Source organism: Streptomyces sp. NPDC002476 (assembly GCF_042889785.1).
Taxonomy (GTDB): Bacteria; Actinomycetota; Actinomycetes; order Streptomycetales; family Streptomycetaceae; genus Streptomyces.
This window is the reverse complement of record NZ_JBIARH010000022.1, coordinates 39,835-63,975: the sequence shown is the minus strand read 5'-3', so window position 1 is coordinate 63,975 and position 24,141 is coordinate 39,835. Positions and strand designations below refer to the sequence as shown.

Here is a 24,141-nt window from a genome sequence, read left to right as displayed (position 1 = left end):
TGTCCGGCGCTGATGTCCGGCGCTGATGTCCGGCGCTGATGTCCGGCGCTGATGTCCGGCGCTGATGTCCGGCGCTGATGTCCGGCGCTGATGTCCGCCGACATGCGTCACCGGCCTCCACCACCGACTTCCGGCCGGTCACTCGCCCTTCCGCCCGGTCACTCGTCGTCGCCGGGAGCCCGGACGCCCGTCGCGTACGGGTTCTCCTGCCCCTCCGCGAGCACGCCGACGAACGGTTCGCCCTCCCCCGCGAAGCTGTACGCGCCGCCCTCGATACGGGCTATCAGCCCGCGCGTCCACTCGGCCCCGGCATCCGCCGAGTGGACCCACATGTTCATGATCTCGCCGATGTGCCCGAGTGCTTCGGGCCCGGCCTCCGGCGTGTAGTACTCCGTGACCGATGCCCGCCAGGCCACGAGACCGGCCACCCGCTGCCTGAGCAGCCCGACCACCTCGGAGCGCTCCAGGTCGACCATGCCGCCGAGGCCCGCCGCCAGTGCGTCCGGCTTCTGGTCGTACGAGGTCAGCGCCTCGCGCAGCAGCGCCAGGTACTCCTCGTTCCCCCGCTCGGTGATCTCGTACTCGGTCCGGGGCGGGCCGCCCACCGTGCTCGGAGCGGTCTCGTGGGCGACCAGCAGCCCCTGCTTCGCCATCTGCTTCAGCGCGTGGTAGATCGATCCGGGCTTGGCGTTGGACCACTCGTGGGCGCCCCAGTACTCCAGGTCGTTGCGGACCTGGTAGCCGTGCGCCCGCCCGTGCTGACGCACCGCGCACAGGACGAGCAGCCGGATCGCGGACATGTCACGCACCCCTCCTGATCAACTTTGACCAGCGTAACCCTCCGCCTTGGCGACCAGCTCGAACGCGGTGCTGCCGTCCAGGGACTCCCGGATGATGTCGGCATGTCCGGCGTGACGCGCGTGCTCCTCGACGAGGTGGAGCAGCAGCCAGCGCATCGAGACCCGCCCCTCCTCGGGGAACCAGGGCGCCTCGGGAAGCGGGAAGGTGTCGTCCAGGCTGGGCACCGAGCGGATGAACTTCTCGACCTGGACCGCGACGTCCTCCCAGAACTCCAGCATCCCCTCCACGGTCTCGTCACCGAGGAGCCGGAAACTGTCCGCCCAGGTGTCCTGGTTGCGCGAGGTCTCGCTCGGCCGCTGCTGGGCCATCCGCAGCCAGTTGAGCTCCGCCTCGGCGGCGTGCTTGAGCAGCCCGCCCAGGGACAGTTCGCTCGCGCTGGGACGGCTCGCCGCCTGCTGCGCGGTAAGACCGATCAGCGAACGGCGGATCGCGCCGCGCTGTGCCGCGACGAAGGAGAGGAGCGCGCCGCGCTCGTCACCGAAAGCTTCTGCGGGAACGTGAGTGACCATGATGTCCACCTCGGGAACCGTGCCGGATTCTGCTTGCTCTTCCTGACGCCGGTCACGTTAGGACCCCAAGAGGTCAGATCCTGACCTCATCGCGCGACGGCCCGACGGACGCCCCGACCGGCGACCCCATGGCCGCCCCGGATCGGCCCGGCCCGGCCCCGGAACGGAAGCCCTCGGAAGCCCTCGGAAAGCCCTCAGCACTAGAAGGGGAAAGCGCTCCGCCCGTGCTGGATGGACATCCATGTCTGGGTCGTGAAGGCTTCCACGGCCGCCTCGCCGTTCAGCCGGCCGACCCCGGAGGACTTCTCGCCGCCGAAGACCACCAGCGGGTCGTCCTGGACGGTGGGCCCGTTGACGTGGAACATCCCGCTGACCACGCGCCGCGCGAACCGCACCCCGCGCTCGATGCCACGGGTGTGGACGGCGCCGCTCAGGCCGTACGGGGTGGCGTTGGCGATCCGTACGGCTTCGTCCTCGCCGTCGAACGTCATCAGGACCACCACCGGGCCGAATATCTCCTGGGACAGCAGCGGGGAGTCCTCCGGCAGCCCGGTGAGCACGGTCGGTTCGACGAGGTTGCCACGCGTACGGCCCCGTACGGGCGCGGTGGCCCCCTCGGCGAGGGCCTGGTCGACGAAGGCGGTCAGCGCGTCGGCCTGGAACGTGTTGATGACCGGGCCGATCTCGGTCCGCGGGTCGCGGGGGTCGCCGGTCCGCAGGGCGGCCACCCGGGCGGTGAACTTCTCGGTGAACTCCCGCTCGACACGTCGGTCCACCAGGACGCGGTTGGCGGCCATGCAGACCTGGCCCTGGTACATGAAACGACTGAAGACGGCGGCGTCGACGGCGTGGTCGACGTCCGCGTCGTCCAGCACCACCAGAGCGCTGTTGCCGCTGAGTTCGAGGATCGTGCGCTTGAAGTGCCCGGCCGCGACGGCGCCGACGTGCCGGCCGGCCCGGTCCGTACCCGCGAAGGAGATCATCTTCGGCACAGGGTGTTCGATGAACGCGTCCCCGATCTCGGCGACATCGGTGATCAGCACGTTGAGGAGTCCCGCGGGCAGCCCGGCGTCCTCGAAGATCTTCGCCAGCAGCACGCCGCCGGAGACCGGGGCGTTCTGGTTGGGCTTGAGGACGACGGCGTTGCCGAGCGCGAGAGCCGGTGCAACGGACTTCATCGCCACCAGGAAAGGGAAGTTGAAGGGGCTTACGACACCGACGACGCCTATCGGCCTGCGGTGGACACGGTTCTCCTTTCCGTCCACCGGGGAGGGCAGAATGCGGCCCATGGGGCTCAGTGCCAGCCGTGTCGCGTCGCGCAGGAATTCCTTGGCCACGTGGATCTCCTGCTCGGCCTTGGAACGGATGCCGCCCAGTTCGTCGATGACGACCTCGACGATCGCTTCGTGCTGCTCCTCGATGATGCGCAGCGCACGTTCCAGAATTGCCCGGCGCCGGTACGGTCCCGTGGCGGCCCAGGACTGCTGGGCGCGTTCGGCGGCGCGGTAGGCCAGGTCGACCTCGCGCGCGGTGGCGATGGTGATCGCGGCGAGTTTCTCACCGTTGTAGGGATTGAAATCGATGATGTCCCACGAGCCGGTTCCGGTCCGCCACTCACCGTCGATGTACTGGTCGGCCAGCTCGTAGAAGAACGACATACGATCCCCAACTCAGGTGCAGACTCCCATCGGACCGTCATCGTAACGATGAATCAGGTGAGTTGGAGGAGACCACGAAGGAGATCGCGGCTCTCCTCGGGACCCGGACTGTCCTCGTGCAACCGCGTCATGGCCTTTTCGTACTGAGCGACTTCTTCGGCCTTGTCCAAATAAAGCGCACTTGTCAGCTGCTCCAAGTAGACGATGTCCGACAGATCGGATTCCGGGAATCGGAGCATGGTGAATGAACCTCCCTCTCCCGCGTGTCCGCCGAAACTGAAGGGCATCACCTGAAGCGTGATGTTGGGGTGTTCGGACATTTCGATGAGATGCCGCAATTGCCCGCGCATGACTTCGCGGTCCCCGTACGGGCGGCGCAACGCCGCCTCGTCCAGCACCGCGTGGAGACGCGGCGCGCGTTCGGACACGAGGGCCTTCTGGCGTTCCAGCCGCAGCGCGACGCGGCGCTCGACCTCGACGGCGGGGGCGTCACCGCCCATGCCCCGGACGACGACCGCGTGCGCGTACGCCTCGGTCTGCAACAGCCCGTGGACGAACTGGACTTCGTACACCCGGATGAGCGACGCCGCGCCCTCCAGGCCGACGTACGTCTGGAACCACCCCGGCAGCACGTCTCCGTAACTGTGCCACCACCCCGCCACGTTGGCCTCGCGCGCCAGGCCCAGCAGGGCCTCGCGCTCCGCCTCGTCCGTGACTCCGTAGAGCGTGAGCAGGTCCTCTACGTCCCTGGCCTTGAAGCTCACCCGTCCCAACTCCATGCGGCTGATCTTGGATTCGGATGCCCGGATGGAGTAGCCGGCCGCCTCGCGGGTGATTCCACGCGAGTCACGCAATCGCCTGAGCTGTGAGCCCAGCAGGATGCGCCGCACCACAGATCCACTCGACTCGCCTGCAGCCACTGGCCCGGTCCTCCCCATCGCTTCCTGGACAAGGGGCCGCCCCCAGAACCCCAAGTGCCGGATTCTGCCACCAAAACGCTTCGCCCCGTACTCATTCGATTACGCAGACAGGAAGGGCTTCGTAAAGCTGTGAAAATCCCCGCAGGAAGAAATGACCAAGAACCGGCACGGGATCGGACAGTCCCGGCGCGTGCACGTGCATCTGCCCTTGCATCTGCTCGGCGCATTCGGAACGATGGCCATCGCGCACCTGCGTGCTCGTTCGTGTTGTGCCGCTGTACCCCGTAGTACCGATACAGCCGCGAATCCCGGGAGTGCCTCGCATGGGGACGAATGGATCGACGATGCTCGCGCCGTTACGGCAAGGGCTTCCACCCATCGATCCCTCAGCCGTCTCCGGCTCGGCCACCTGCACCTTGCCCGCACGCTACGAAGCCGTGAGCGGAGCGCGACGGTTCACCCGGACGACACTGACCGGCTGGGGGCTGGACGACCGCTTCGACGACGTCGCCCTGGTCGTCTCCGAACTCGTCACCAACGCACTGCGCCACGCACTCCCCTCGGACATCGCGCCGGAACCGCAGGAACCACCCGTACGACTGCACTTGATGCGGTGGAGCTCGCGTCTGGTGTGCGCGGTGCGCGACCCCAGCCAGGAGAGCCCGATCGCCTCGGAGGTGGCGGACTCCGCCGAGTCGGGGCGTGGTCTCTTCCTGGTGGAGTCCATCAGTGACTCATGGGGCTGGTATCCCTCCCCCTTCCTGGGCGCGGAGGGCGTCGGGGCCGGGGTGATGCCGCGCGGGAAGGTCGTCTGGGCGCTGTTCCGGCTGTCCGGGTGCCCGGAGGCCGCGTCGACGGCCCCCCGGGTGCCGTACACCCGCGCACCGGGCGGACAGCTGACGAGCTGACGACCGGCCGTCGGACGGGCCGGGCCGTCCGGCCGACCGGCAGGCCGCTCGCAAGGCGGGCCACTTGACCGGGGCGGGCCACCTGACCGCAGGGGACCGGGCCGTCCGGCGACGGGCAGGCCATCGCCCGGTGGGCGGCGGTCCGGACGATCGAGTGAACGGCCGACGGGTGACACTGCCGCCCCCACCGGCCCGCGCGACGCCCGCTCCCCTTCGAACTCCGCCCTACGGAAGCCCCGTTGAGGGTTCGGGTCAGCCGCCCGCGACAAGGTGGTCGAACTCGCCGTCCTTCACGCCGAGCAGCAACGCCTCTATCTCGGCCGGCGTATAGACCAGTGCCGGACCGTCGGGGTGGCGCGAATTCCGCATCGCCACATCTCCCCCGGGCAGTTTCGCGAACTCCACACAGGATCCTTGGGAGTTGCTGTGTCTGCTCTTCTGCCAGACGACTCCGCGAAGCTCTGTGGCCGCCATGCCGTTGTACACGTGGTGCACAGGACGCTCCCCGAGTTACAAGGTGCAAGTGTCAACTGTCTCGGATCATAACCTTGTTCAGATATCCATGCATGAGCAGATGCATGAGCGGATGCACGTGCACACAAGGTGTTCCCACGATTACAGACTCAGACGCAGGAAGAGGCGTCCTGGATGCCTCTTCGGTTCGCCCACCTCGCCTCGGCCCGCCCATCCCGATACCGCGCACTGGTAGCTTGGCGCGGTCTTTATGCCGTACGAGGGGGAATTCCAGATGTGGAAAGTCGTACGCTCAGGCGCCGTGATCACCGCCGGACTCCTCACCGCGCTCACGCTGACCGGTTGCGGCGGCGGTGATGGCAGTGAGGGGGGAAAGAACGGCCCGGGCAACGGGCAGGACGCCGGGAAGACCGGCCGGACTCCAGGCGGCGACGGCTCCGGAGACGCTACCGGGGAGGGGCCGGGGAACGGGTCGGGGAGTGGCTCGGGGGGTGCCTCGGGGGGTGCCTCGGGGAGCGATTCGACCAACGGCGCCGGGGCTCTGGAGGGGGCGTGGGCCGGGAAGACCGACGGCAAGGCGGTGGTCCTGTCCGTCGCGTCCGGGAAGGCGGTGCTCATCACGGAGCAGGGCGCCTGCACGGGCGAGGTGCGGGACACCGGCAGGGTGACACTGGCACTCAAGTGCGCCGACGGAAGCACCGACCGCACCGACGGAACCGTGGAGTCCGTCAACGGCCGGACCGTCGTGGTGTCCTGGTCCGTCGGCACGAAGGACACCCTGGCGAAGACCGCGCCGGGGGCGCTCCCGTCGGGCCTGCCCGACCTGCCGGACCAGTAGAACTTGCCGAACCGGTGAACTTGCCGGACAAGTAGCCCCCGGTCCAGTAGGTCCTGCCGGACCGGCGGGACCTACCAGACCTGCCGTCCCTGCGCTCCCTGCGGGACTTGCCCGGGCCTGCCGGGCCCTGCCGGGTCCCTGATGCCTGAGCGGCAGGTCGGCCGCCGGGCGTCACCCCGCCTTCTTTCCCGGAGGGTTGCCGCCCGGCACGCCGTCCAGCCCCCGGGAGAACTCCTCCAGGGCGTCGAGCAGCAGCCCCGCCCCGCTGCGCACGACCGGGTCGGCGCCCCCCTCGGCCGCTTCCTGCCGCGCGTCCCACCGCGCGAGTACCTCGCGCACCTCCGTCCAGTCCGGTACCCGTCGCTCCCGCACGTCCTTCGCGGCCCGCTCGGTGGACCGGCGCAGCGCCTCGGCCAGCGGCCCGGCCTCCGCTACGGGGGTGGCGGCGCCGCACGGGAGATGCGCCTCCAGCAGCATCGCGACCCGCCCGAACTCGGCCAGGGCGTGTTCGGTGTCGTCCGCGGCGGCACGGGAGAGACCGCGGCTGCGCACGGGTTCGTGCTGGGCGGCGGCCACCGCCTCCTGCCAGGCGACCCGGGCCTCACGGGTGTCGAGCAGGGCGGACCGCACCTCGTCCGGTCCGCGCTCGGCCGGTACGGCGTACTGGCCGACGACCGTGGCGGCGTACTTCCCGCCCGCCTTCAGCCAGTCACCGAGCCTGCCGCGCAGCCGCGGGGTCTCCCAGGCCGGGTAGACGGCGTACGAGGTCATCGCGAGGAGACCGCCGACGAGGGTGAGGATCACCCGCTCATGCACGGTCTGCGACAAGTTGTCGCCGCCCATGCCCAGCAGGAACACGACGTAGGCGGAGACACACACCTGGCCGACGACGTACCCGGTGCGCATCAGCAGGTACATCAGCAGGGCGCAGCACACGGCGAGCACCGCCGAGAACGTCACACCGGGGTGGGCGTTCCGGACGATCGCCGTCGCGAGCGAGACCCCGACGATCGTGCCGCCGAAGCGGGCCACGGCACGCCCGTAGGTCTTGGAGAACTCCGGCCGCATGGTCATCACGGCCGCCATCGGCGCCCAGTAGCCGTGGCCGAACGGCAGCGCGGTACCGATGAGATATCCGACGGCGGCGACGACGGCGACCCGTACGGCGTGCCGCAGGATCGGGGAGCCGGGACGCAGTTCGGCACGCATGGCCCGCGCCACGACGGGGACCAGACGCAGCAGCGTCGGACGGCGGCGGTGCGGGCGGTGCGGGGAGACCGGGGCCGCCTCCTCCCCCGCCGCCCTGAGGGCCTCGACGGCCTGTTCGGCACGGGCCTGGTCCTCCTTCGTCCCTTCGCCCTCGGCGGTCTCGATGACGTCGGACAACAACTTGTCGAGCCGCTCGGCGGCGCGGCGGGGCGGGCCTTCGAGGAGGGAGCCGGTGTCGGGGGTCTTCAACGCGGCGACGGCCGAGGGGGACAGCTTCACCGGGTCGCCGTGGCGGATCGCGCCGGCCGCCGAGTCGAGCACGGAACCGGCGGCGGCGAGAAGTTCGCGGACCCGGTCCCGCTCGGGACCCTCGGGCGGTACGCCCATCGCGGGGTCCGCGAGCGAGGCGAGCACCGGCCTGATCCGCTCGGCGACACCACGCGAACCGCGCAGCTCCGGCGGACGGCGGCGGGCCTGCCAGGGCGTGACGGCGGCGGCACTGCGGGCGGTCATCAGCGGTACCGGGTCGAAGGGGGCCAGCGGGTCATGGCGCAGCCGACGGGCGTAGTCGGCCTCGGCGGCCAGTGCGTCGGAGAGGGCGTCGCGCTGGGCACCCCATCTGCGGACCGGGAACAGCACGATCAGGGTCGCCTGCACGACGCCGCCGAACAGGATCACCGCGGCATGCACGGCCGAGTTCGCGACGGACGTGGGCAGGGTGACCGTCACCAGCATGATCGCCACGTTCGACGACGCGATGAGCCCGCCCGTCGGCCCCGCCGCCCATGCCAGGCCCGCGAGAAAGGTCCAGAGCACCAGCAGGGCCAGGAACAGCGGCAGGTGGGCACCGGTGAGGTAGCCGAGAAAAGTCGACACGGCGAGGCTCGCCCCGGAGACCAGGGCAAGCACGGGCCGGGGGCGCCAGCTGCGCTGGAACGTGGCAACGGCGGCCTGGAACGCGCCGAACGCGGAGCTGGCGGCGACGACCGGCCCGAAGAACACGAGGCTGATCCCGATGACGAGGGCGAGGCCGGCCGCACCGCGGATCGCGACGAGCGGCTCGAGACGCCGCCGCTCGATCGTCAGCCCCGAGCGGGCCGTCTCCTTCAGCGCCCGGAGCCAGCTCACGCCCAGAGCGTAACCGGAATTATCCTATTCACCCGACTTGCTCGACTTTGGGGTCGCATCCCCTCGCACCGGTGCTCCGTATCTCGACGTCCCGCATCTCGGTGTCCCGTGGTGCAGCACATGTTCGGGGACCGGCGTCCCGTGCTTCAGTACGCGCCCAGGCGTCCGGCATCCCGTGGCTCGGCGTCCCGGTGATTCTCCCGGCGCCTGCGGTCCCGATGCCCGCGGGCCGGTGCCCGCCGCCTCAGTACGCGCCCAGGGGCCCGGCATCCCGGCGCCATGGAACCACCGCGCCCCGGTACGCCGGGGGCTCGGCCTCCCGCCTCACGTCCGCCTCCCGGACCCGCGGCGCGGCTTGCGCCCGTCGGGAAGGCCGGGCCCCGGGCCGCCCGTCCTGGCACGGTCGGCGGCGGCCGTTCCGTCGTTCCATCCGTCGAGGTCGGTGACGCCGCGGACCCTGGTGGTCGTGGTCTGCGGGAACATCCGATCGGCGGCCTCCGTGACGGCGACATCGCGAGCCGCGAGGACCGGAAGCAGCCGGGCCGCCGAAGCGCCTTCACCCCCGGCCCCGGTTCCGGCTTCCGTTTCGGCCTCGGCCCGGGCCTCGGTGACGCGGGCGGTGTCGGCCGCGAGCCGGTCGCCCAGACGCTGGGCGTACGCCATGAGGAAGGACTGCCGGAACGTCTTGGTGCGCTTGCGCCCACCGGCCCGCTGCCCGGCCTCCGCCTTCGTCATCGCCGCCGTGCCCTGGACCAGCAGGGACGTGTACAGCAGTTCCGCGGCCTCCAGGTCCGGCTCGAAGCCGACCACCGTGGAGAAGCCGAGGTCGCCGTTCCACACCGCGCGGCAGCGGTTCGCCGAGGCGACCGCGTCGAGCAGGATCGCCTTCGCCGTCTCGTACGGAGCGTCGACCCCGATGCGGCACGCGCCGGGGGCTTCCGCGCGGTGAGTACGGGCGGCGAGCAGGGCCTCGTCGATGGAGTGCCGGGCCATCAGCTCCTGCGCCTTGGTGGTCAGGGCCTCCGCCTCCTCGGGGTAGCCGGTCGCCTCCGCCTTGGCGAGCAGGGCACGGATGCGGGTGAGCATCCGGGGTTCGTCATGCGCGGGCGGCAGGGGCCGCACGAGGGAGGAGGTGCCGGGCGGCGGGCCGACGGGTTCGATGGCGGGGAGCCGAAGCAGCAGCCGGTAGAGCCCGAGGAGGGCGGAGGCGTAGGAGAACCGGTCGGGCCGGTTCCGGGCGGGCGCGTCGGGCAACCTGTCGATCTGCCCCCGCCAGCGGGGCGGCAGCCCCTCGTACCGTCCGGTCTCCGAAACGATCAGCCCTGCGACAAGTCCGACGGCCGTCTCGCCGAGTTCACGACGGACGAAGCGTATGAGGTCGGCAGGCTGCCAGCCGCGTTCCCAGGCTCGGCGGACGAACTCCTCGCCGCGCCGGACGAGCTCCGCGTCGGCCGCCGGCGCGGCGGCCAGGAACGAGGCCCCGGTGTCGAGACCGGCGTCGCCGTCCGAGTAGAGGGCAGCCGCGAATGCCTGGTCGATCACCGATTCCATGAGGTCAGCGTAGGCAGGGCGCCGGACGGGCGGGGCACCGGACGGATCCGGCCTGCCCCCGTCCCGGCAGGTCGGGCGGTCTGCCCACACCGCCGTCCACAACCTGTGGATATCGCGGTCTCACATGATCACCGGCCGCTCCTCGCCCCGCCTCCCCCTCCTCTCCCACCATCCGCCCGACCACTCACCGGCCGGCTCAGGTCCGCGGTTCCCATCGGAAGCGGCGGGCCGCGATCCAGGCGAACACACCGGTCCAGGCGAGAGCGAGTACGGACCTGCCCAGCACACCGCTCATGGACAGCTCTCCGGTCCACCCCGAACGCACGAGATCGACCGTGGAGGAGAGGGGGGCGAACAGCAACGCCTCACCCAGGGCGTCCGGCAGCACCTCCCGGGGGATGTAGACCCCGGAGATCATCGGCAGGATGAAGATCGCCGGCAAGGTGGCGACCAGTACGGATTCGACCGTACGACACAGAGCCGCCGTGGCCGCCGCCATCGCCGTCATGAGCGCGACCCCGGTGATCAGCCCCATCACGGCCGAGAAGGGCTGCCGCGGGACCGCTCCGAACATCACGGACAGCACCACCGCCACCGCGACGATCTGAACCACACAGATCGCGACGTACATGGAGGCGCCACCCGCGAGGATCACCGGATCGGACACCTCCCCGGTGCGCAGCCGCTTGAGGACGAGCTCCTCCCTGCGCGCCACGTACAGACCGGTGACGGACGAGTACAAGGAGAAGATCAACAGAATCCCGGTGGCGGTGGACACCATCAACGGCCCGGGTTGGAGACCGTGCTCCCCCAAGTCCAGCTGTTCCTGCACGAACCGCATCGCCATGAGAATCATGACCGGGACGAGAAGCACGAAGATGTAGTTGGACTTGATCCGGTTGAACAGCTTCCATTCGATCCGGAACAGGGTCCGCATGTGCCGCATGGCCGTACTGTTCACACCGCTCACGCCGCCCGCGTCATGATCGCCGCCCGTGCGTTCCACCTCGTCCACGCCGCTCACACCGCCCCCAACGCTCACACCGTCCACGCCGTCCACGCCGCTCACACCGCCTCTTCCTGTCGTCGGCCCTCTTGTCGCCGGTCGTCCTGCCGCCGGCCCTCCTGCGGCTGGTCCTCCTGCGGCTGGTCCTCCCGCCCCTGGCTCCCGCCGACGCCCGCGATGCTGATGAACGCCTCTTCGAGGGAAGCGGGCCGTGCGGTGAACCGGTCGAGCACCACATCGTGGTCCTCGGCCCACGCGAGAAGGCGGGCGGCGTCCTTCTGCAACTGCCCGGTGGTGACGGTCACCCGGCCGTTGCGTTCCCGCACCGTCCCGCTGACGGGCAGTTCGGCGGCCGTCCGCCCGTTCAGCCCGAAGGACAGGGTGGACGGATGATCGGCGACGATCTGCGCGACCGAACCCGAGGCCGCGATCCGCCCACGGTGCATGATCGCCAGTTGGTCGGCGAGGGATTCGGCTTCTTCCAGGTAGTGCGTGGTGAGCAGGATCGTCGCCCCCCGGGATTGCAGCTCCCGTATCAACTCCCAGGTCGCATGGCGCCCTTCGGGGTCCATGCCGGCGGTGGGCTCGTCGAGGAAGAGGATCTCGGGCCGCGACAGGGTGGAAATGGCCAAATCCAGCCGCCTCCGCTCCCCGCCGGACAGGTTCTGCACCATCACATCGGAGCGATGGGAGAGGCCCGCGAGCTCCAGGGCCCGACCGACCGGGCGCGATCTGGAGGTCAGCTCGGCCCACATCCCGACCGTCTCCCGCACGGTCAGATGGGAGATGAAACCTCCCTCCTGCAACATCGCGCCGGTACGCGGACGCACCCGGGCACGGTCGGCGACGGGGTCGAGAGAGCCGAACAGGCGGATGCTCCCCTGCCGCGGCGCGGCCAGACCTTCCAGGAGTTCGACGGTGGAGGTCTTGCCGGCCCCGTTGGTGCCGAGCAGGGCGAACAGCTCACCCGGCCGCACGCTGAAGCTGACACCACGCACGGCGTCGAACGCGTTCTTCCCGCGTCCATATCGGCGCCAAACATCGTGGACATCGATATGAGCGGCTTTCGCTTCCTTCACTTCCGCCATGTTCTCGTCCTCCTCGCATGCGGGGGTGAGGCGTAACAGATCCTCACACGACGACCGCCTTCCAGCTAACCGGATTGAGTGATTCCGAATTGCCTACCAGGCACAAACCTCTCCTCTTTGAGCTTCCCTTGAGGTTCGAGCCCCTTTACATTTCCCGAGACCTCAAAATTCGGACATTTTACCCGATCATTAACAAATGGCAATACATAAAGGTTTCGCCAAGTTGACCTTGACTCATGCTTTGCGGTCGATTAGCTTCATGTCTCGCAGGACGGCTTGGCCATCTGACCTGGGCACTTGCCGTCAAGCTCAACGGGGTACGGGGAATCAAAGCAAATGGTTGGGCATTACCATGCCCGAATCCATTCGCCATCTTCCCCGATTTTCTTCACCACCCCTTTGCCGCCCACTGCACATCATGAAGCCTGACCGGATTTTTCCCTCAGGCAGCAGCGCGTAATTCATCACAGGCCATGAGAATTCATATCCGCCGCCTTGATTGAACAATGCGACGGGATTCTCCACGCCTGAACACACGGAAAAGGGAATCCATGCTCACCAAGAAGGTAAACGCCAACTCGTCCCTCGCGGGAATCCTTGAGGCAGGCGCCCCTGCCGGCGGTGCGGCCCCGGTCATGGCCACCCCGGCCCTGATCGCGACGCCCGTGGTCGCCAAGGCTGCCGGTGCCGTCGTCGGCGCCGCCGCGGTGACCGGTGCGGCCTACGTGGCGTACAAGGTCGCGACCGGCTGACCCTGGTGACCGCGCCCGCTCCGGGCGCCGGCCATGGGCCGGCCCGTGGAAGGGCCGTTCACCACGCACCACCCCCACACACCCGCTCGGCACGGTCGTTCCGGCGCATGGACGGCATCGGCCCACGCCCGGGAAGCAGTCATTGCCCGGGCAGCCATTCCCTGGCAGTCGTTCCTCGGGCGGCCGTTCCCCGGCGCCCGTCCGCTCATGGCCAATTCTGTTCGGTCCGTTGCGTGAGCGTGTGGTGGACCCCATCAGCAGCCCCGTTCGGGCTGCGCCAGACGGTCCGGTTCTGGCAGGCAGTGCTGGTGCCTGCCAGAACCGGCCCCAGTCCGATTTACCAGATCAAAGGAGGAAGCACCATGTCCGTGCTCATTGAGAAGGTCAACGCCGGTATCGGCCAGTCGGCCGACGGTTCGGTCGCCCCTGTCATGGCCACCCCGGCCGCCTTCGTGGCGGGCGTCGTGGCGGGCGCGAAGGCGTCCGCCATCCTCACCGCCGCCGCCGGTGTCGGCGTCGCGGTCAAGACCGCCCAGAAGTAACGGGGACACCGGCGGGGAGCCCTCTGGTCAAGGGCTCCCCGCCTCCTCCTTGCTCCGCCACCGCAACAGCCAAGCGATCAGGAACAGATCATGTTGTCACGTCTCCGCAAGGTGGCTGAATCGGCATGCGCCAAGCCGCTCACCACCGCCGAACGGCTGTCCGCCGCCACGCATCTCCTGTCCAGCCTCGAATACATGGTGCGCAGGACGGACCGTGAACCGGGCGGTCTGAACGACTGGACCCACACCAGGGCACAGGTCCCGGCCCGGACCCGGGGAATGCAGGCGGTCAGGGACTTCATCGCCCGCGAACCAGTCACCCAGGCCATGCACGGTTCCCGCGCCCTGGCGGCGGCGCTGCTCATCTCGCCGGTGCGGAACAACAAGGTACGGATGGCCGCCAACGCCTATCTGGCCGTCAGCCAGGTCCTGGTATACCCCCGGCATCTCTTCGGCACCGACGGCTCCGACCAGGTGTCCTTCCTGGTGCAGACCGCGGCGGCGCTCGGCCGCGCGGGCGGTACGGACGCCACCCGCCGCGCCGCCGTGCAGTTCATCGGCGCCCAGACCGTGTTGTCGTACGGCGCGTCCGGATGGGCCAAACTCCCCGGTGACGCCTGGCGCTCGGGCGACGCACTGGCGAAGATCATGCGGACGCAGACCTACGGCGACGAGTGGTTCTTCAAGCAGCTCGACCGGTATCCCGCCGTGTCCCGCGCGATCTGTCACGGGGTCCTCGCCCTGGAGTCCGGTTTCCCGCTGCTGCTGCTCAAAAAGGGCAAGTACATCGACGCCGGTCTGCTGGTGATGGGCGCCTTCCACCTGGCCAACGCCCGCTTCATGGGTCTCTCCCGCTTCGCCTGGGCCTTCGTGTCGACCTACCCGTCCGTGCGCGCACTCGCCAAGGGCACCGGGGAGGCGTCGTGAACACGCGACCGGCACTGACCTTCCCCACACTCACGACGGCGGGACTGGCGGCGTGCCTGGCCGCCGGCCTGGCCCACCGGACGTACGCCAACTTCGTTTCCCGCCGCGGCCACGCGGGGTTCGAGGAGCACCGACGGCGCTGCTCCAGCGGCAACATCCTCACGTACCACACGCGCCGCGGCACCCCGGGGGGACCGACCCTCGTCCTCGAAGCCGGGCTGATGAACACCTCGGCGTCCTGGCTGCTCATGGCCGACCACCTCGACCCCGGCATCTCCCTGCTGCTGTACGACCGTGCCGGGTACCGCGGTTCGCTGCGCCGCTGCCCCGAGGACTACTCCCTGAACGAGTCCGTGAACGATCTCCTGGAGATCATCGACGAAGGCGTGGGCAACGACGGCCCCTGCCTGCTCGTCGGTCACTCCCTCGGCGGCTACCTCGTCCACCGCACCGCGGCGGCGGCCCCCACCGGCCGGATTCACGGCCTGGTCCTCGTCGACCCGACCCACCCCGGCGAGCTGTTGAACTCCCGCAAGCAGCGCGAGGGTTCGCGCGGTGTGAACCTGACGATGAAACTCGGCCCCTGGTCGGCGGCGTTCGGCGGCGGTCTGCTGATCGACAAGAAGGGCCTGTTCGCCTTCGCCGAGGGCAGCCCGCACTACCGGACCCTGCGGCTCGAAAGCTCCTCCACCTCGACCTGGCACACCACGCGCCGGGAGTGGGACTACTCGTACGCGTTCATGCTCGACGGCGGCCGACCCCTCGACTCCCTGGAGATGCCGGTCCGGGTACTGGCCGCCGAATCGACCATGCGGAGCACACCCGAACACGGCGAACTGTACGAGGAGTACGTCGCCTCGGGCACCGGGGGCAGCGTCCTCACCATCCCGGGCTCCACCCATCTGTCCATCACCGGCGGGACCGAGCACGCCCCGCTCACCGCCCGGGCGATCGAGGACGCGGTGGCGGAGGTCACCAGCCGGTTCTCCGCCGGGCACCAGCAGCAACCGCAGGAGGCAGTGTGAGCAGGACGGCGAAGGCGATGGAGCGGGCGGTTCCCGCGATCTTCGCCGGATGGTTCGTGGCATCCGTGCTGGCCCAGCACCCCGACCGCGGCTTCGACAAGGTCCGCAAGGCGGACAAGACCGGCACCGGGATCGCGATCCCCAACTGGCGGTTCTTCGCGCCCACGCCTGCCATGGAGGACCAGCACTTCCTGTACCGGCTCGCCAGCGAGGACAAGAAGCGGCACACGGAGTGGCGCGAGGTGTACGCGATCAACCCCCGGAAGATGATCCACGCCTTCTGGTTCCCTGGCCGCCGCATCGAGAAGGCCATCTTCGACGTCGCGTCGACCCTCGTGCACAACCCCGGCGCGATGACCCCGTTGCACGAGGAGGCCAAGAAGTCGGCCTACCAGCTCGTCAACGAGTTCGTGCGGACCCGTCTGACGCCCGAGCCGGACTATCCGCTGTTCCAGGTCATGCTCGTGCGCTACTCCGGCTACGACCACAGCGAGGACCCCAAGTACGACCTGGTCTTCGACTACGAAAAGGTGAACCCGTGACCCACGACGTGCAGTACGGCACCGCGGTGGCGTCCGTCTACGACTCCCTGATCGCCCCGGCCATGCCGACCGAGGAGGCCGTCGACCGGCTGCGCCCGTACGTCACGGACGCGCGGGTGCTGGAGATCGGCGTGGGCACCGGCCGCGTGGCGCTGCCGGTGGCCGGCATCGCCCGCGAGGTGACCGGCATGGACAACTCCCCGGCGATGCTGGACGAGTTCCGCCGCAAGGACGTTCCCGAGAACGTGACGCCGGTGGAAGGCGATTTCCGCCGCCCCCTGCCTTTCGACAGCCCCTTCGACGCGGCCTACTCCACCATGGGCTCGCTCGCCTGCGTGCGCTCCCGTGAGGAGCTCACGACCGCCTTCGAGCACATCTTCCAGGTACTCGCGCCGGGCGGTTCCCTGTCGCTGGAGTACTACTCCACCAGCGCCTACCGGCCCCTCGTGGAGCAGCACACGCTCACCGTTCCCATGCCCCACCATGGCGGAACGACCACCTTCACCGTCGTCCTCGACGAGGCGGACGTGCTCACCATGGACACCCGTGTCGACAAGGACGGCGAACCACCGGTCGAGTTCAGCGAGCGGATTCTGCTGATCGAGCGTGAAGAGGTCGAGGCATGCCTGGTCGAGGCCGGGTTCACGATCGACCGCGTCTATCCCGCCGAGGGCTTGCAGCCCTATGACTGGTACGTGGCGCACCGCGCCGACTAGGAAGGAGCCGGCCAGTGTTGACAGCAAGCCGCGTGGCGTGGTTCTTCTCCGCCCTCGCGTTCACCGTGCCGAGCATGTTGGTGCTGTTCAGAGGGGACGGCGGACTGACCCGGCGCACATGGGTCCTGAGCCTGATCTTCGCGGCCTGCATCGCCGCGATCGTCGCGATCTTCTTCGGTGAGGGCAAGTCGTGAACATATCCGTGATCGTGCGCCGCCACCGGCTGCTGCTGGCCGTCGGCATCTTCCTCGGGCTGCTGGGTACGGCCGCCACCCTGCTGCAACCTCTGCTGATCGGTGAACTGATCGAAGCGGTCGCGCTGGACGAATCGGTGGGCCGGCCCATCGCGTTCATCGCCGCCCTGTTCGCCGCCGACGCGTTGCTGGCGGCCACCCACTTCTACCTGATCGGACGGGCCGGCGAGAACATCGTCCTGGACATGCGCACCACGCTCACCGGGCGACTGCTGCACGCCCGGGTGAGGGAGTTCAACAAGCTCGAACACGGCGATGTGTTCACCCGCACCGTGGCCGACACCTCCATCGCCCGGGTCGCCCTGTCGTCGTCCGTGGCCCAGGTCGTCACGGCCGGGTTCACCAGCGTGGGATGCATCGTCGTCATGGCCTGGATCGACTGGCGGATGCTGCTGGTCACGGCGGGCTGTCTGGGTGTCGCCTCCGCGGTGGCCCTGGGGCTGGCCCGAGCGGTCCGCAAGGCGGCCGTGACCAACCGCGAGGACACCAGCGACTACGGCTCCGGGCTGCTCAGGATCCTCGGCGCGCTCACCACGGTGAAGGCGTCCCGCGCCGAGCGGCGGGAGGCCGACCGCCTCAAGGAACTCGCCGACGCCGCGCGTGACAGCGGTGTCCATGTGACCCGCCTGTCGGCCATGCTCATGCCCGCCATGAACGTGGGCACCCAGGTCTCCCTTGCCGTGGTGATCACCTGGGGCATGGCCCGGACCGCCACCGGGGACCTGCCCATCGAGGACCTCACCGCGTTCATCATGTACCTGTTCTACCTGGTGTCTCCGCTGGTGATGCTGTTCATGGCCCTCGGGGAACTGCAACAGGGCCGGGCCGCCATCGACCGGGTCCGGGAGCTGGCCGCGGTGGAGCAGGAGACCACCGAAGGCGACGCCGAGGAGAGCGCCGATTCCGCCGCCGGCACGGATGTCTCCGGCAAGGATGTCTCGGTCGTGGCCGTCACCGCCGAGGACGTGTCCGTCGCATTCGACCAGGTGACCTTCGCCCACAGCGGTCAGACCGTCCCCGCCGTGCAGGAGGTGTCGTTCTCCCTGCCCCCCGTCGGCGTGACCGCGATCGTCGGCCCGTCCGGCGCGGGCAAGACCACACTGTTCCAGCTCATCGAGCGCTTCTACGCCCCCGACCGAGGCACTGTACGCGTCGCGGGCCGCGACATCACCGCCATGCCGCTCACCGAGCTGCGGGGCCGGATCGGCCTGGTGGAGCAGGAGGCTCCGCTGATGCGCGGCACCGTACGGGAGAACCTGGTGTACGCCCAGCCCGATGCCACCCCCGAGGACATCGCCGAGGCCCTGCGGGCGGCTCATCTCACCGACGTGATAGCAGCCCTGCCCAACGGCATGGAAACGGAACTCGGCGAGGGCGGCCACGGCCTCTCCGGCGGCCAGCGTCAGCGCCTGGCCATCGCCCGCGCGCTGCTGACCAAACCAGACGTCCTCCTCCTCGACGAAGCCACCTCCAACCTCGACTCCGACTCCGAGAACGCGCTGCGGGACGCGCTCACCACCATCGGCGCCCACTGCCAGGTCCTCACGATCGCGCACCGTGTGTCCACCACCGTCGGCGCCGATCACATCCTGGTCATCGAAGACGGCCGGCTGCGCGCCCGCGGCACCCACGCCGAGCTGATGGACCGGGATGCCACCTACCGCAGGCTGGTCACCCGTCAGCTCGCCGCGGCCGAGGCCGTGTCATGACCGACGCGGCGGTCGTCGGCACCGGACCCAACGGACTCGCAGCTGCGGTGACCCTCGCCAGAGCGGGCCTCCAGGTCGCCCTGTTCGAGAAGGCCGACACCATCGGCGGCGGCCTGCGTACGGCGCCGCTGTTCGACAGCGACGTAGTGCACGACATCTGTTCGGCCGTGCACCCGATGGCTGCCGCCTCGACGTTCTTCCGTGCGTTCGATCTCGGGGCCAGGGGAGTACGGCTCCTGCAGCCCGGCATGCCGTATGCGCACCCTCTCCCCGACGGGCGCGCCGCGGCGGCATGGCGTGACATCGCACGCACCGCCGAGGGCCTGGGCGCGGACGGCCCGCGCTGGACCCGGCTCATGGCTCCGCTGGCCGAACGGTCCGGCGCGGTCGTCGACCTGGTCCTGTCCTCTCAGCGTTCCCTGCCCCGGGACCTGACGGCCGCCGTGCTGCTCGCCTCCCGCGCCCTGGCCCACGGCACGGCACGTACTCCGTTCGCCACCGAAGAGGCGCGGGCTCTCCTGACCGGAGTGGCCGCCCACGCGGTGGGGAAACTCCCTTCACCGACGTCCGCGGTGGTCGCGCTGCTCCTGGGACACGCCGCCCACAGCAGTGGCTGGCCGCTCGCGGAAGGCGGAAGCGCGCGCATCGCCGACGCGCTGGCGGCCGACATCATCGCTCACGGCGGCACCATCCACACCGGTCACCATGTCCGCGACCTGGCCGAACTCGGCGATGTCCCGCTGGTCATGCTGGACATCAGTCCCAAGGAATTCCTCGCCGCCGCCGGGCAGCGGATGCCCAGCCGCTACGCACGTGCCCTTCGCCGCTACCGGTACGGACCGGGCGCGGCCAAGGCCGACTTCCTCGTCAGCGAACCCATCCCCTGGGCCAATCCCCTCGTACGGCAGGCCGGCACCGTACACCTCGGCGGTACCCACAGCGACATCGTCCGGCAGGAAACGGCCACCGCGGCAGGTCGCGCGGTTCCCGACCCCTTCGTCCTGGTCGTGGACCCCGCCGTCACCGATCCGTCGCGCGCGGCGTCGGGCAGGCGGCCCGTATGGGCCTACGCCCACGTCCCTCATGGTGACGAGCGCGACCCGACCGACTTGATCCGGCGGCGCATCGAGGAGTACGCGCCCGGCTTCAGCGACACCATCGTCGCCTCCCGGGGGCTGCCCGCCGCCCAGTACGAGGAGTACAACCCGAACTACGTCGGGGGCGACATCGCCGCCGGTGCCATGACGCTGCGCCAGTCCCTCGCCCGGCCCGTGGCACGCTGGGACCCGTACAGAACGCCACTCCCAGGCGTGTATCTGTGCTCGGCGTCCACGCCCCCCGGGCCTTCCGTACACGGCATGTGCGGCTACCTCGCGGCCCGGTCCGCACTCCGGACCCGTTACGGGCTGCGCACCCCACCCGATCTCTCCCCGAAGCCGAAGGAACGCGTCTGATGCTCAGATGACGCCCAGGCGTGTGCCGTGGCCGCAGCACCCACGTGCTCCGCGTCGGACACACGCCGTTCCACCATCTTCCCACCGGCCACCCGGTGTTCGCGGCAGGGGGCGCCATGCGTACCGTGCCCCCGCGCCTCGCCACAGGGCCGCGTCCGGTGGGCAGTCAACGGGGCCGCTCACGCCCCGTCCCCCCATGAAAGGAACAGAACCATGAACGGCATCGACAAGAACACCCTGGACGAGGTCATCGCCAAGACCTTCAAGGAAGTCAAGACCGCAATCGACACGCACAGCGAGAAGAGCATTCACATGTACAGCGAGGCTCTTCGCGCGCTGGTGGAACTGCGGCAGCAGGTCGTTTCCGAGGAGCGCGCCAACGGCTGACACCGCCATGCGCGGTGGTGAAAGCACCACGTGAGGAAACCTCATGCGTGCTCGGTCCTCAGCCCCGTCCCCGGTCGGGGCTGAGGACCGAACCCTTTGAGGGCGGAAGCAGTGTGGCCGGGGTGCGGAAGGTCCACGACGGTCACACCACACAGCTCCCGGTGAAGCCGGGAGGCGAGCATGCCGAGAAACCGGGCTTGTCGTACGCCGACAGCACATCGCGCTCGGACGTGCGCCATCCGTCGTCCGTCAGGCGGTAAGGGGTGCCCGATACCTCATGGAGCCGGGGTTTCCGCACGCGCAGTACGACGTACTCGGCCTTGCGCAGGAACGGGCACTGCCGGGGACCATCCCCGCGTGCGCGCGGCTTCTGACACAGCGCCAGTTTTGACAGCCTCCCTTCCGCCCCTCCCACCCCAAGCACTTGGCGGCCACACCACCGGCCGCCCGTACAACCCTCCGGGAAAGCAAAACCAATCGGCGTGAACGGGCGCGACCACCGCCCCCGTGGCGTCGCACGCGTTCGTCGCCGCGCCGCGGCGACAGGGCGGGAAGCGAAGCGCCCGACAGGGCATCCGGTGAGGCCATTGGGCCATCCGGCCCGACCCGCTGACGATGTATCCGCTTTCATTCTTTTGTCCGCGTTTCACGTGTTTTCATCGCGCCATGGAGGCGATCACGTGAAGACCGACAGCAGGACCGGAGACCGACAGCACGACACGAATGCACAGGCGTTCACATCACGACGCCGAGTGCTGGCGGCAGCGGCGCTCGCGCCGGCGCTGACCGCCGCAGGGGCGTCCACCGGCGCCGCCACCGGCACCAGCAACAAACTCACAGGGCGCACCAACCCGCGCGGCGGGCGGGTCTCGCCGGTGCCCACCGCGCTGGAGGACTGGGCCGGCGTGGCACGGGCGCTGGGTCGCGCGGGCAACATGTTGCGCGGGACCATCTACCACACGGGCTTTCCCCGGCGGGACCTGCACGTGGTCTCCGAGGGGGTGAACGTCACCCCGGGGCTCGCGCTCGGCACGCACGTGGCCTTCGTCCGCTACGCCGACGGCAGCACGATGCTCATGGGCGACGTAGCGGTCACCGAGGACGAGTTGCAGCGGGTGACCGACGCCTGGCTGGCGCACGGGATCGGGCAGACCGCGCTTCACAAGCACCTGCTCGCCCAGACCCCGGACATCTGGTGGACCCACGTCCACGCGCACGGCCACGACCCCGTGGCCATGGCCCGTGGCCTGCGCGCCGGGCTCGACCGTACCGGCACCCCGCCCGCCCGGCCGCCGCGGCCGTCGGCCCCGGTCGACCTGGACACCGCCGGGATGGAGGCAGTGCTCGGCACAAAGGGAACCATCGAGGACGGGCTCTACAAGATTCTCTTCATCCGCCGCGAGACGATCGCGGACGGTCACTTGATCCTGCCGCCCGGCCTGGGTTCGACCAGCGCGTTCAACTTCCAGCCCCTGGGCGGCGGCCGGGCCGCGCTCAGCGGCGACTGCGCCATGCTCGCCGACGAGACACCGGCCGTGTTGAAGGCCCTGCGGCGGGGCGGGATCAAGCTCGTCGAGCTGCACAACCACCACCTCGCCGAGGACCCCCGTCTGTTCTTCACCCACTTCTGGGCCGTGGACGACGGTGTCGCACTCGCCCGCGCGATCCGGCCGGCCCTGGAAGCGGCCAACGTCGTACCGGCCCCGATCGGCTGAGCCGCCCCGAACCCGAACCCGTACCCGTACCTGTACCGCCGGTACAGCCACCGCGACGCGCGCCCGGTCCGCCGCCCGTGACACCGCGAGCACCGGCCCGGCGCATCCCGGCCCGCCGAACCTCCACTCCACCCCGCCCCCGCCCCACCCCGCCCCACTCCGCTTCGCCTTACCCGCCCGCGCGCCGGATCCGCCGGTCCAGCGAACCCGGACACGCCCGGCCGTGGGATCCGTTCTGCATATGGACCAATATGTGGACCAATCGGACCCCGACGGCGCGTGCCCTTGTGGGAGACCGGGCACCCATGTCCCGTCCAGCCCACCCGCCCCTCCTCCACCTCCTCGAACCACCCCGTCAGTCTTTCTCCCTCTGGAGCTCCGTATGGAACCAGCCACCGGCGCCCGGCTCTGCCCGTTCGACTACGCCGAGGCCCTCGAATTCGACCCGGTTCTCAGGCACTTGATGACCGAAGAACCCGTCTCCCGCATCCGGTTGCCGCACGGCGACGGCGACGCGTGGCTCGTCACCGGCTACGACGACGTGCGCACGGTGACCACCGACCGGCGCTTCAGCCGGAGCGCCATCATCGGCCGGGACTTCCCGCGCATGACCCCTGAGCCGATCGTGCAGGACGAAGCGATCAACGTGATGGACCCGCCGGGCAGCAGCCGGCTGCGCAGCCTGATCTCCAAGGGCTTCGCCCCCCGTCACATGGAACGCATGCGGGTACGCACCCAGCACGTCGTGGACGAGTTGCTGGACCGGATGGAGGAGCACGGCGCCCCCGCGGACCTCTTCGAGCACCTGGCCGCTCCGCTGCCACTGACCACCATCTGCGAGGTGCTCGACATCCCCGAGGGCGACGACGCACAACTGCGCGCCCACGCCCGGACCATGATGGACACCACCGTCGAGAACCGGGACAACGCGGTACGGTCCAAGGCCGACCTCCGCGCCTACTTCCAGAAGCTGACCGCGGAGCGCCGCGCGAACCCCGGCGACGACCTGATCAGCGCACTGGCCACGGCGCGCGACGGGGACGAGATCCTCAACGACCAGGAACTGACCGTGATGGCCATGGTCCTGCTCATCACCGGCCAGGACACCACCACATACGAGCTCGGGAACATCTCCTACACCCTGCTGACCAGGCCCGACGAGCTGGCCATGCTGCGTGAGCACCCCGAGAAGCTGCCGCAGGCCATCGACGAGATGCTGCGTTTCATCCCCTTCCGCAAGGGCGTCGGCATCCCCCGGGTCGCCACCGAGGACGTGGAGCTGAGCGGGGTACTGATCCGGGCCGGGGACATCGTGCACGTCTCCTATCTGACGGCCAACCGCGACCCGCGGAAGTTCGACCGCCCCGACGAGCTGGACCTGGAGCGCGAAGGACCGTCGCACATGACCTTCGGCTGGGGCGGCCACCACTGTCTCGGCGCGCCGCTCGCCGCCACGGAACTGGAGGTCGCCATCGGAACGCTGCTCAGGCGCTTCCCCGCGCTGAAACTGGCGACGCCAGCCGAGGAAGTGCGCTGGAACAAGACCTCGATCTGGCGCTACCCCCTCGAACTGCCCGTCACCTGGTAACCGGTCAGCCTCCGCCCGGTCGGCCGGGCACGGGTCGGCCGGGCACACCGCGAACGGCCCTCGGCCTGTTGTCGGCGTCATCCCTGACGTCGTCGGCCGTCGCTCCCGGCGTTGCCGAAGTCTTCTCCGACGTCGTCGGCGTCTTCTCCGACGTCGTCGGCTGTCATTCGTGGCTCGTCGATCGTCATTGCTGACGTTGTCGGCCGTCGTCCCCGACGCGACCGTCATCGATGATGCGGCCCGGTGATGCGCCCGGCAACCGGAAGGGCCCAGGATCGGGCCCAGTACAAGCCCGGCCCGGGAACGGGCCCCCGCACGCAAGGCACCACCGGGCGCATCGGACACATGGGGCACATCAGGCGCACCAGCCACGTCGGGCC

At 69.6% G+C, this 24,141-nt stretch carries 24 protein-coding genes; 14 read left to right on the top strand and 10 right to left on the bottom strand.

The features are described 5' to 3' along the window. Positions 1 to 158: 158 nt before the first annotated feature. From ACFYXM_RS23670 to ACFYXM_RS23650, 5 genes are all read right to left on the bottom strand, one after another. Positions 159 to 800, bottom strand: coding sequence for a PadR family transcriptional regulator (locus ACFYXM_RS23670; RefSeq protein WP_389292097.1), 642 nt, complete (start codon positions 798 to 800; stop codon positions 159 to 161). 18 nt (positions 801 to 818) lie between these two features. After that, positions 819 to 1,370: a DinB family protein gene (locus ACFYXM_RS23665; RefSeq protein WP_389292095.1), complete on the bottom strand. Its 552-nt coding sequence runs from the start codon at positions 1,368 to 1,370 to the stop codon at positions 819 to 821. Positions 1,371 to 1,570: 200 nt separating this feature from the next. Beyond that, complete coding sequence (locus tag ACFYXM_RS23660) at positions 1,571 to 3,028, bottom strand: aldehyde dehydrogenase family protein (protein WP_389292093.1); 1,458 nt, start codon at positions 3,026 to 3,028, stop codon at positions 1,571 to 1,573. Between the two features lie 53 nt (positions 3,029 to 3,081). Then, a complete protein-coding gene (locus ACFYXM_RS23655) occupies positions 3,082 to 3,966 on the bottom strand; it encodes a helix-turn-helix domain-containing protein (protein ID WP_389292091.1) in 885 nt (294 codons plus the stop codon). Between the two features lie 73 nt (positions 3,967 to 4,039). Beyond that, positions 4,040 to 4,357, bottom strand: coding sequence for a hypothetical protein (locus ACFYXM_RS23650; protein WP_389292187.1), 318 nt, complete (start codon positions 4,355 to 4,357; stop codon positions 4,040 to 4,042). Between ACFYXM_RS23650 and ACFYXM_RS23645 the strand changes: the two genes are divergently transcribed. Then, positions 4,293 to 4,856: an ATP-binding protein gene (locus tag ACFYXM_RS23645; RefSeq protein ID WP_389292089.1), complete on the top strand. Its 564-nt coding sequence runs from the start codon at positions 4,293 to 4,295 to the stop codon at positions 4,854 to 4,856. The genes ACFYXM_RS23650 and ACFYXM_RS23645 overlap by 65 nt on opposite strands. A gap of 252 nt (positions 4,857 to 5,108) precedes the next feature. Here ACFYXM_RS23645 and ACFYXM_RS23640 read toward each other — a convergent pair whose 3' ends face one another. Next, positions 5,109 to 5,351: a DUF397 domain-containing protein gene (locus ACFYXM_RS23640; RefSeq protein ID WP_376239767.1), complete on the bottom strand. Its 243-nt coding sequence runs from the start codon at positions 5,349 to 5,351 to the stop codon at positions 5,109 to 5,111. A gap of 280 nt (positions 5,352 to 5,631) precedes the next feature. Between ACFYXM_RS23640 and ACFYXM_RS23635 the strand changes: the two genes are divergently transcribed. After that, the gene (locus tag ACFYXM_RS23635; protein WP_389292087.1) at positions 5,632 to 6,168 is read left to right on the top strand and encodes a hypothetical protein; all 537 of its coding nucleotides are present in this window, start codon (positions 5,632 to 5,634) and stop codon (positions 6,166 to 6,168) included. A gap of 171 nt (positions 6,169 to 6,339) precedes the next feature. Here the strand turns inward: ACFYXM_RS23635 and ACFYXM_RS23630 are convergent, their stop codons facing one another. The 4 genes from ACFYXM_RS23630 to ACFYXM_RS23615 form a co-directional block, all read right to left on the bottom strand. Beyond that, the gene (locus tag ACFYXM_RS23630) at positions 6,340 to 8,505 is read right to left on the bottom strand and encodes an FUSC family protein (RefSeq protein ID WP_389292086.1); all 2,166 of its coding nucleotides are present in this window, start codon (positions 8,503 to 8,505) and stop codon (positions 6,340 to 6,342) included. Between the two features lie 324 nt (positions 8,506 to 8,829). After that, positions 8,830 to 10,056, bottom strand: a complete 1,227-nt coding sequence (locus ACFYXM_RS23625; protein ID WP_389292084.1) for a DUF2786 domain-containing protein — start codon at positions 10,054 to 10,056, stop codon at positions 8,830 to 8,832. A gap of 196 nt (positions 10,057 to 10,252) precedes the next feature. After that, positions 10,253 to 11,125 carry an ABC transporter permease gene (locus ACFYXM_RS23620; protein ID WP_389292083.1) on the bottom strand — a complete coding sequence of 291 codons (873 nt, stop codon included), beginning with the start codon at positions 11,123 to 11,125 and terminating at the stop codon, positions 10,253 to 10,255. Beyond that, positions 11,122 to 12,150 (bottom strand): ABC transporter ATP-binding protein, encoded by a 1,029-nt coding sequence (locus ACFYXM_RS23615; protein ID WP_389292081.1) that lies wholly within the window; start codon positions 12,148 to 12,150, stop codon positions 11,122 to 11,124. Before ACFYXM_RS23615 ends, ACFYXM_RS23620 begins: the two co-directional genes overlap by 4 nt. A 551-nt stretch (positions 12,151 to 12,701) precedes the next feature. Between ACFYXM_RS23615 and ACFYXM_RS23610 the strand changes: the two genes are divergently transcribed. The 12 genes from ACFYXM_RS23610 to ACFYXM_RS23555 all read left to right on the top strand — a co-directional run bounded on the left by ACFYXM_RS23610 (position 12,702) and on the right by ACFYXM_RS23555 (position 23,761). Continuing rightward, entirely contained in the window at positions 12,702 to 12,902 is a 201-nt protein-coding gene (locus ACFYXM_RS23610) for a hypothetical protein (RefSeq protein WP_362626349.1), read from the top strand. A 362-nt stretch (positions 12,903 to 13,264) separates the two neighbouring features. Then, complete coding sequence (locus ACFYXM_RS23605) at positions 13,265 to 13,444, top strand: hypothetical protein (protein ID WP_389292079.1); 180 nt, start codon at positions 13,265 to 13,267, stop codon at positions 13,442 to 13,444. 90 nt (positions 13,445 to 13,534) lie between these two features. Then, the gene (locus tag ACFYXM_RS23600) at positions 13,535 to 14,371 is read left to right on the top strand and encodes a hypothetical protein (RefSeq protein ID WP_389292078.1); all 837 of its coding nucleotides are present in this window, start codon (positions 13,535 to 13,537) and stop codon (positions 14,369 to 14,371) included. Then, on the top strand, positions 14,368 to 15,396 hold the full coding sequence (locus ACFYXM_RS23595; protein ID WP_389292076.1) for an alpha/beta fold hydrolase: 1,029 nt from the start codon (positions 14,368 to 14,370) through the stop codon (positions 15,394 to 15,396). The genes ACFYXM_RS23600 and ACFYXM_RS23595 overlap by 4 nt, the downstream gene beginning before the upstream one ends. Further along, positions 15,393 to 15,938 (top strand): hypothetical protein, encoded by a 546-nt coding sequence (locus ACFYXM_RS23590; RefSeq protein WP_389292075.1) that lies wholly within the window; start codon positions 15,393 to 15,395, stop codon positions 15,936 to 15,938. Before ACFYXM_RS23595 ends, ACFYXM_RS23590 begins: the two co-directional genes overlap by 4 nt. Then, entirely contained in the window at positions 15,935 to 16,654 is a 720-nt protein-coding gene (locus tag ACFYXM_RS23585; protein ID WP_389292073.1) for a class I SAM-dependent methyltransferase, read from the top strand. The genes ACFYXM_RS23590 and ACFYXM_RS23585 overlap by 4 nt, the downstream gene beginning before the upstream one ends. A gap of 17 nt (positions 16,655 to 16,671) precedes the next feature. Then, on the top strand, positions 16,672 to 16,848 hold the full coding sequence (locus ACFYXM_RS23580) for a hypothetical protein (protein ID WP_389292072.1): 177 nt from the start codon (positions 16,672 to 16,674) through the stop codon (positions 16,846 to 16,848). Then, the gene (locus tag ACFYXM_RS23575) at positions 16,845 to 18,617 is read left to right on the top strand and encodes an ABC transporter ATP-binding protein (RefSeq protein WP_389292071.1); all 1,773 of its coding nucleotides are present in this window, start codon (positions 16,845 to 16,847) and stop codon (positions 18,615 to 18,617) included. The genes ACFYXM_RS23580 and ACFYXM_RS23575 overlap by 4 nt, the downstream gene beginning before the upstream one ends. Next, positions 18,614 to 20,071 carry a phytoene desaturase family protein gene (locus ACFYXM_RS23570; RefSeq protein WP_389292070.1) on the top strand — a complete coding sequence of 486 codons (1,458 nt, stop codon included), beginning with the start codon at positions 18,614 to 18,616 and terminating at the stop codon, positions 20,069 to 20,071. The genes ACFYXM_RS23575 and ACFYXM_RS23570 overlap by 4 nt, the downstream gene beginning before the upstream one ends. Before the next feature lie 213 nt (positions 20,072 to 20,284). Next, positions 20,285 to 20,458: a hypothetical protein gene (locus ACFYXM_RS23565; RefSeq protein ID WP_362626325.1), complete on the top strand. Its 174-nt coding sequence runs from the start codon at positions 20,285 to 20,287 to the stop codon at positions 20,456 to 20,458. A gap of 680 nt (positions 20,459 to 21,138) precedes the next feature. After that, positions 21,139 to 22,173: a DUF1259 domain-containing protein gene (locus ACFYXM_RS23560; protein ID WP_389292068.1), complete on the top strand. Its 1,035-nt coding sequence runs from the start codon at positions 21,139 to 21,141 to the stop codon at positions 22,171 to 22,173. A 382-nt stretch (positions 22,174 to 22,555) separates the two neighbouring features. After that, on the top strand, positions 22,556 to 23,761 hold the full coding sequence (locus ACFYXM_RS23555; RefSeq protein ID WP_389292066.1) for a cytochrome P450: 1,206 nt from the start codon (positions 22,556 to 22,558) through the stop codon (positions 23,759 to 23,761). Positions 23,762 to 24,141: the final 380 nt, after the last annotated feature.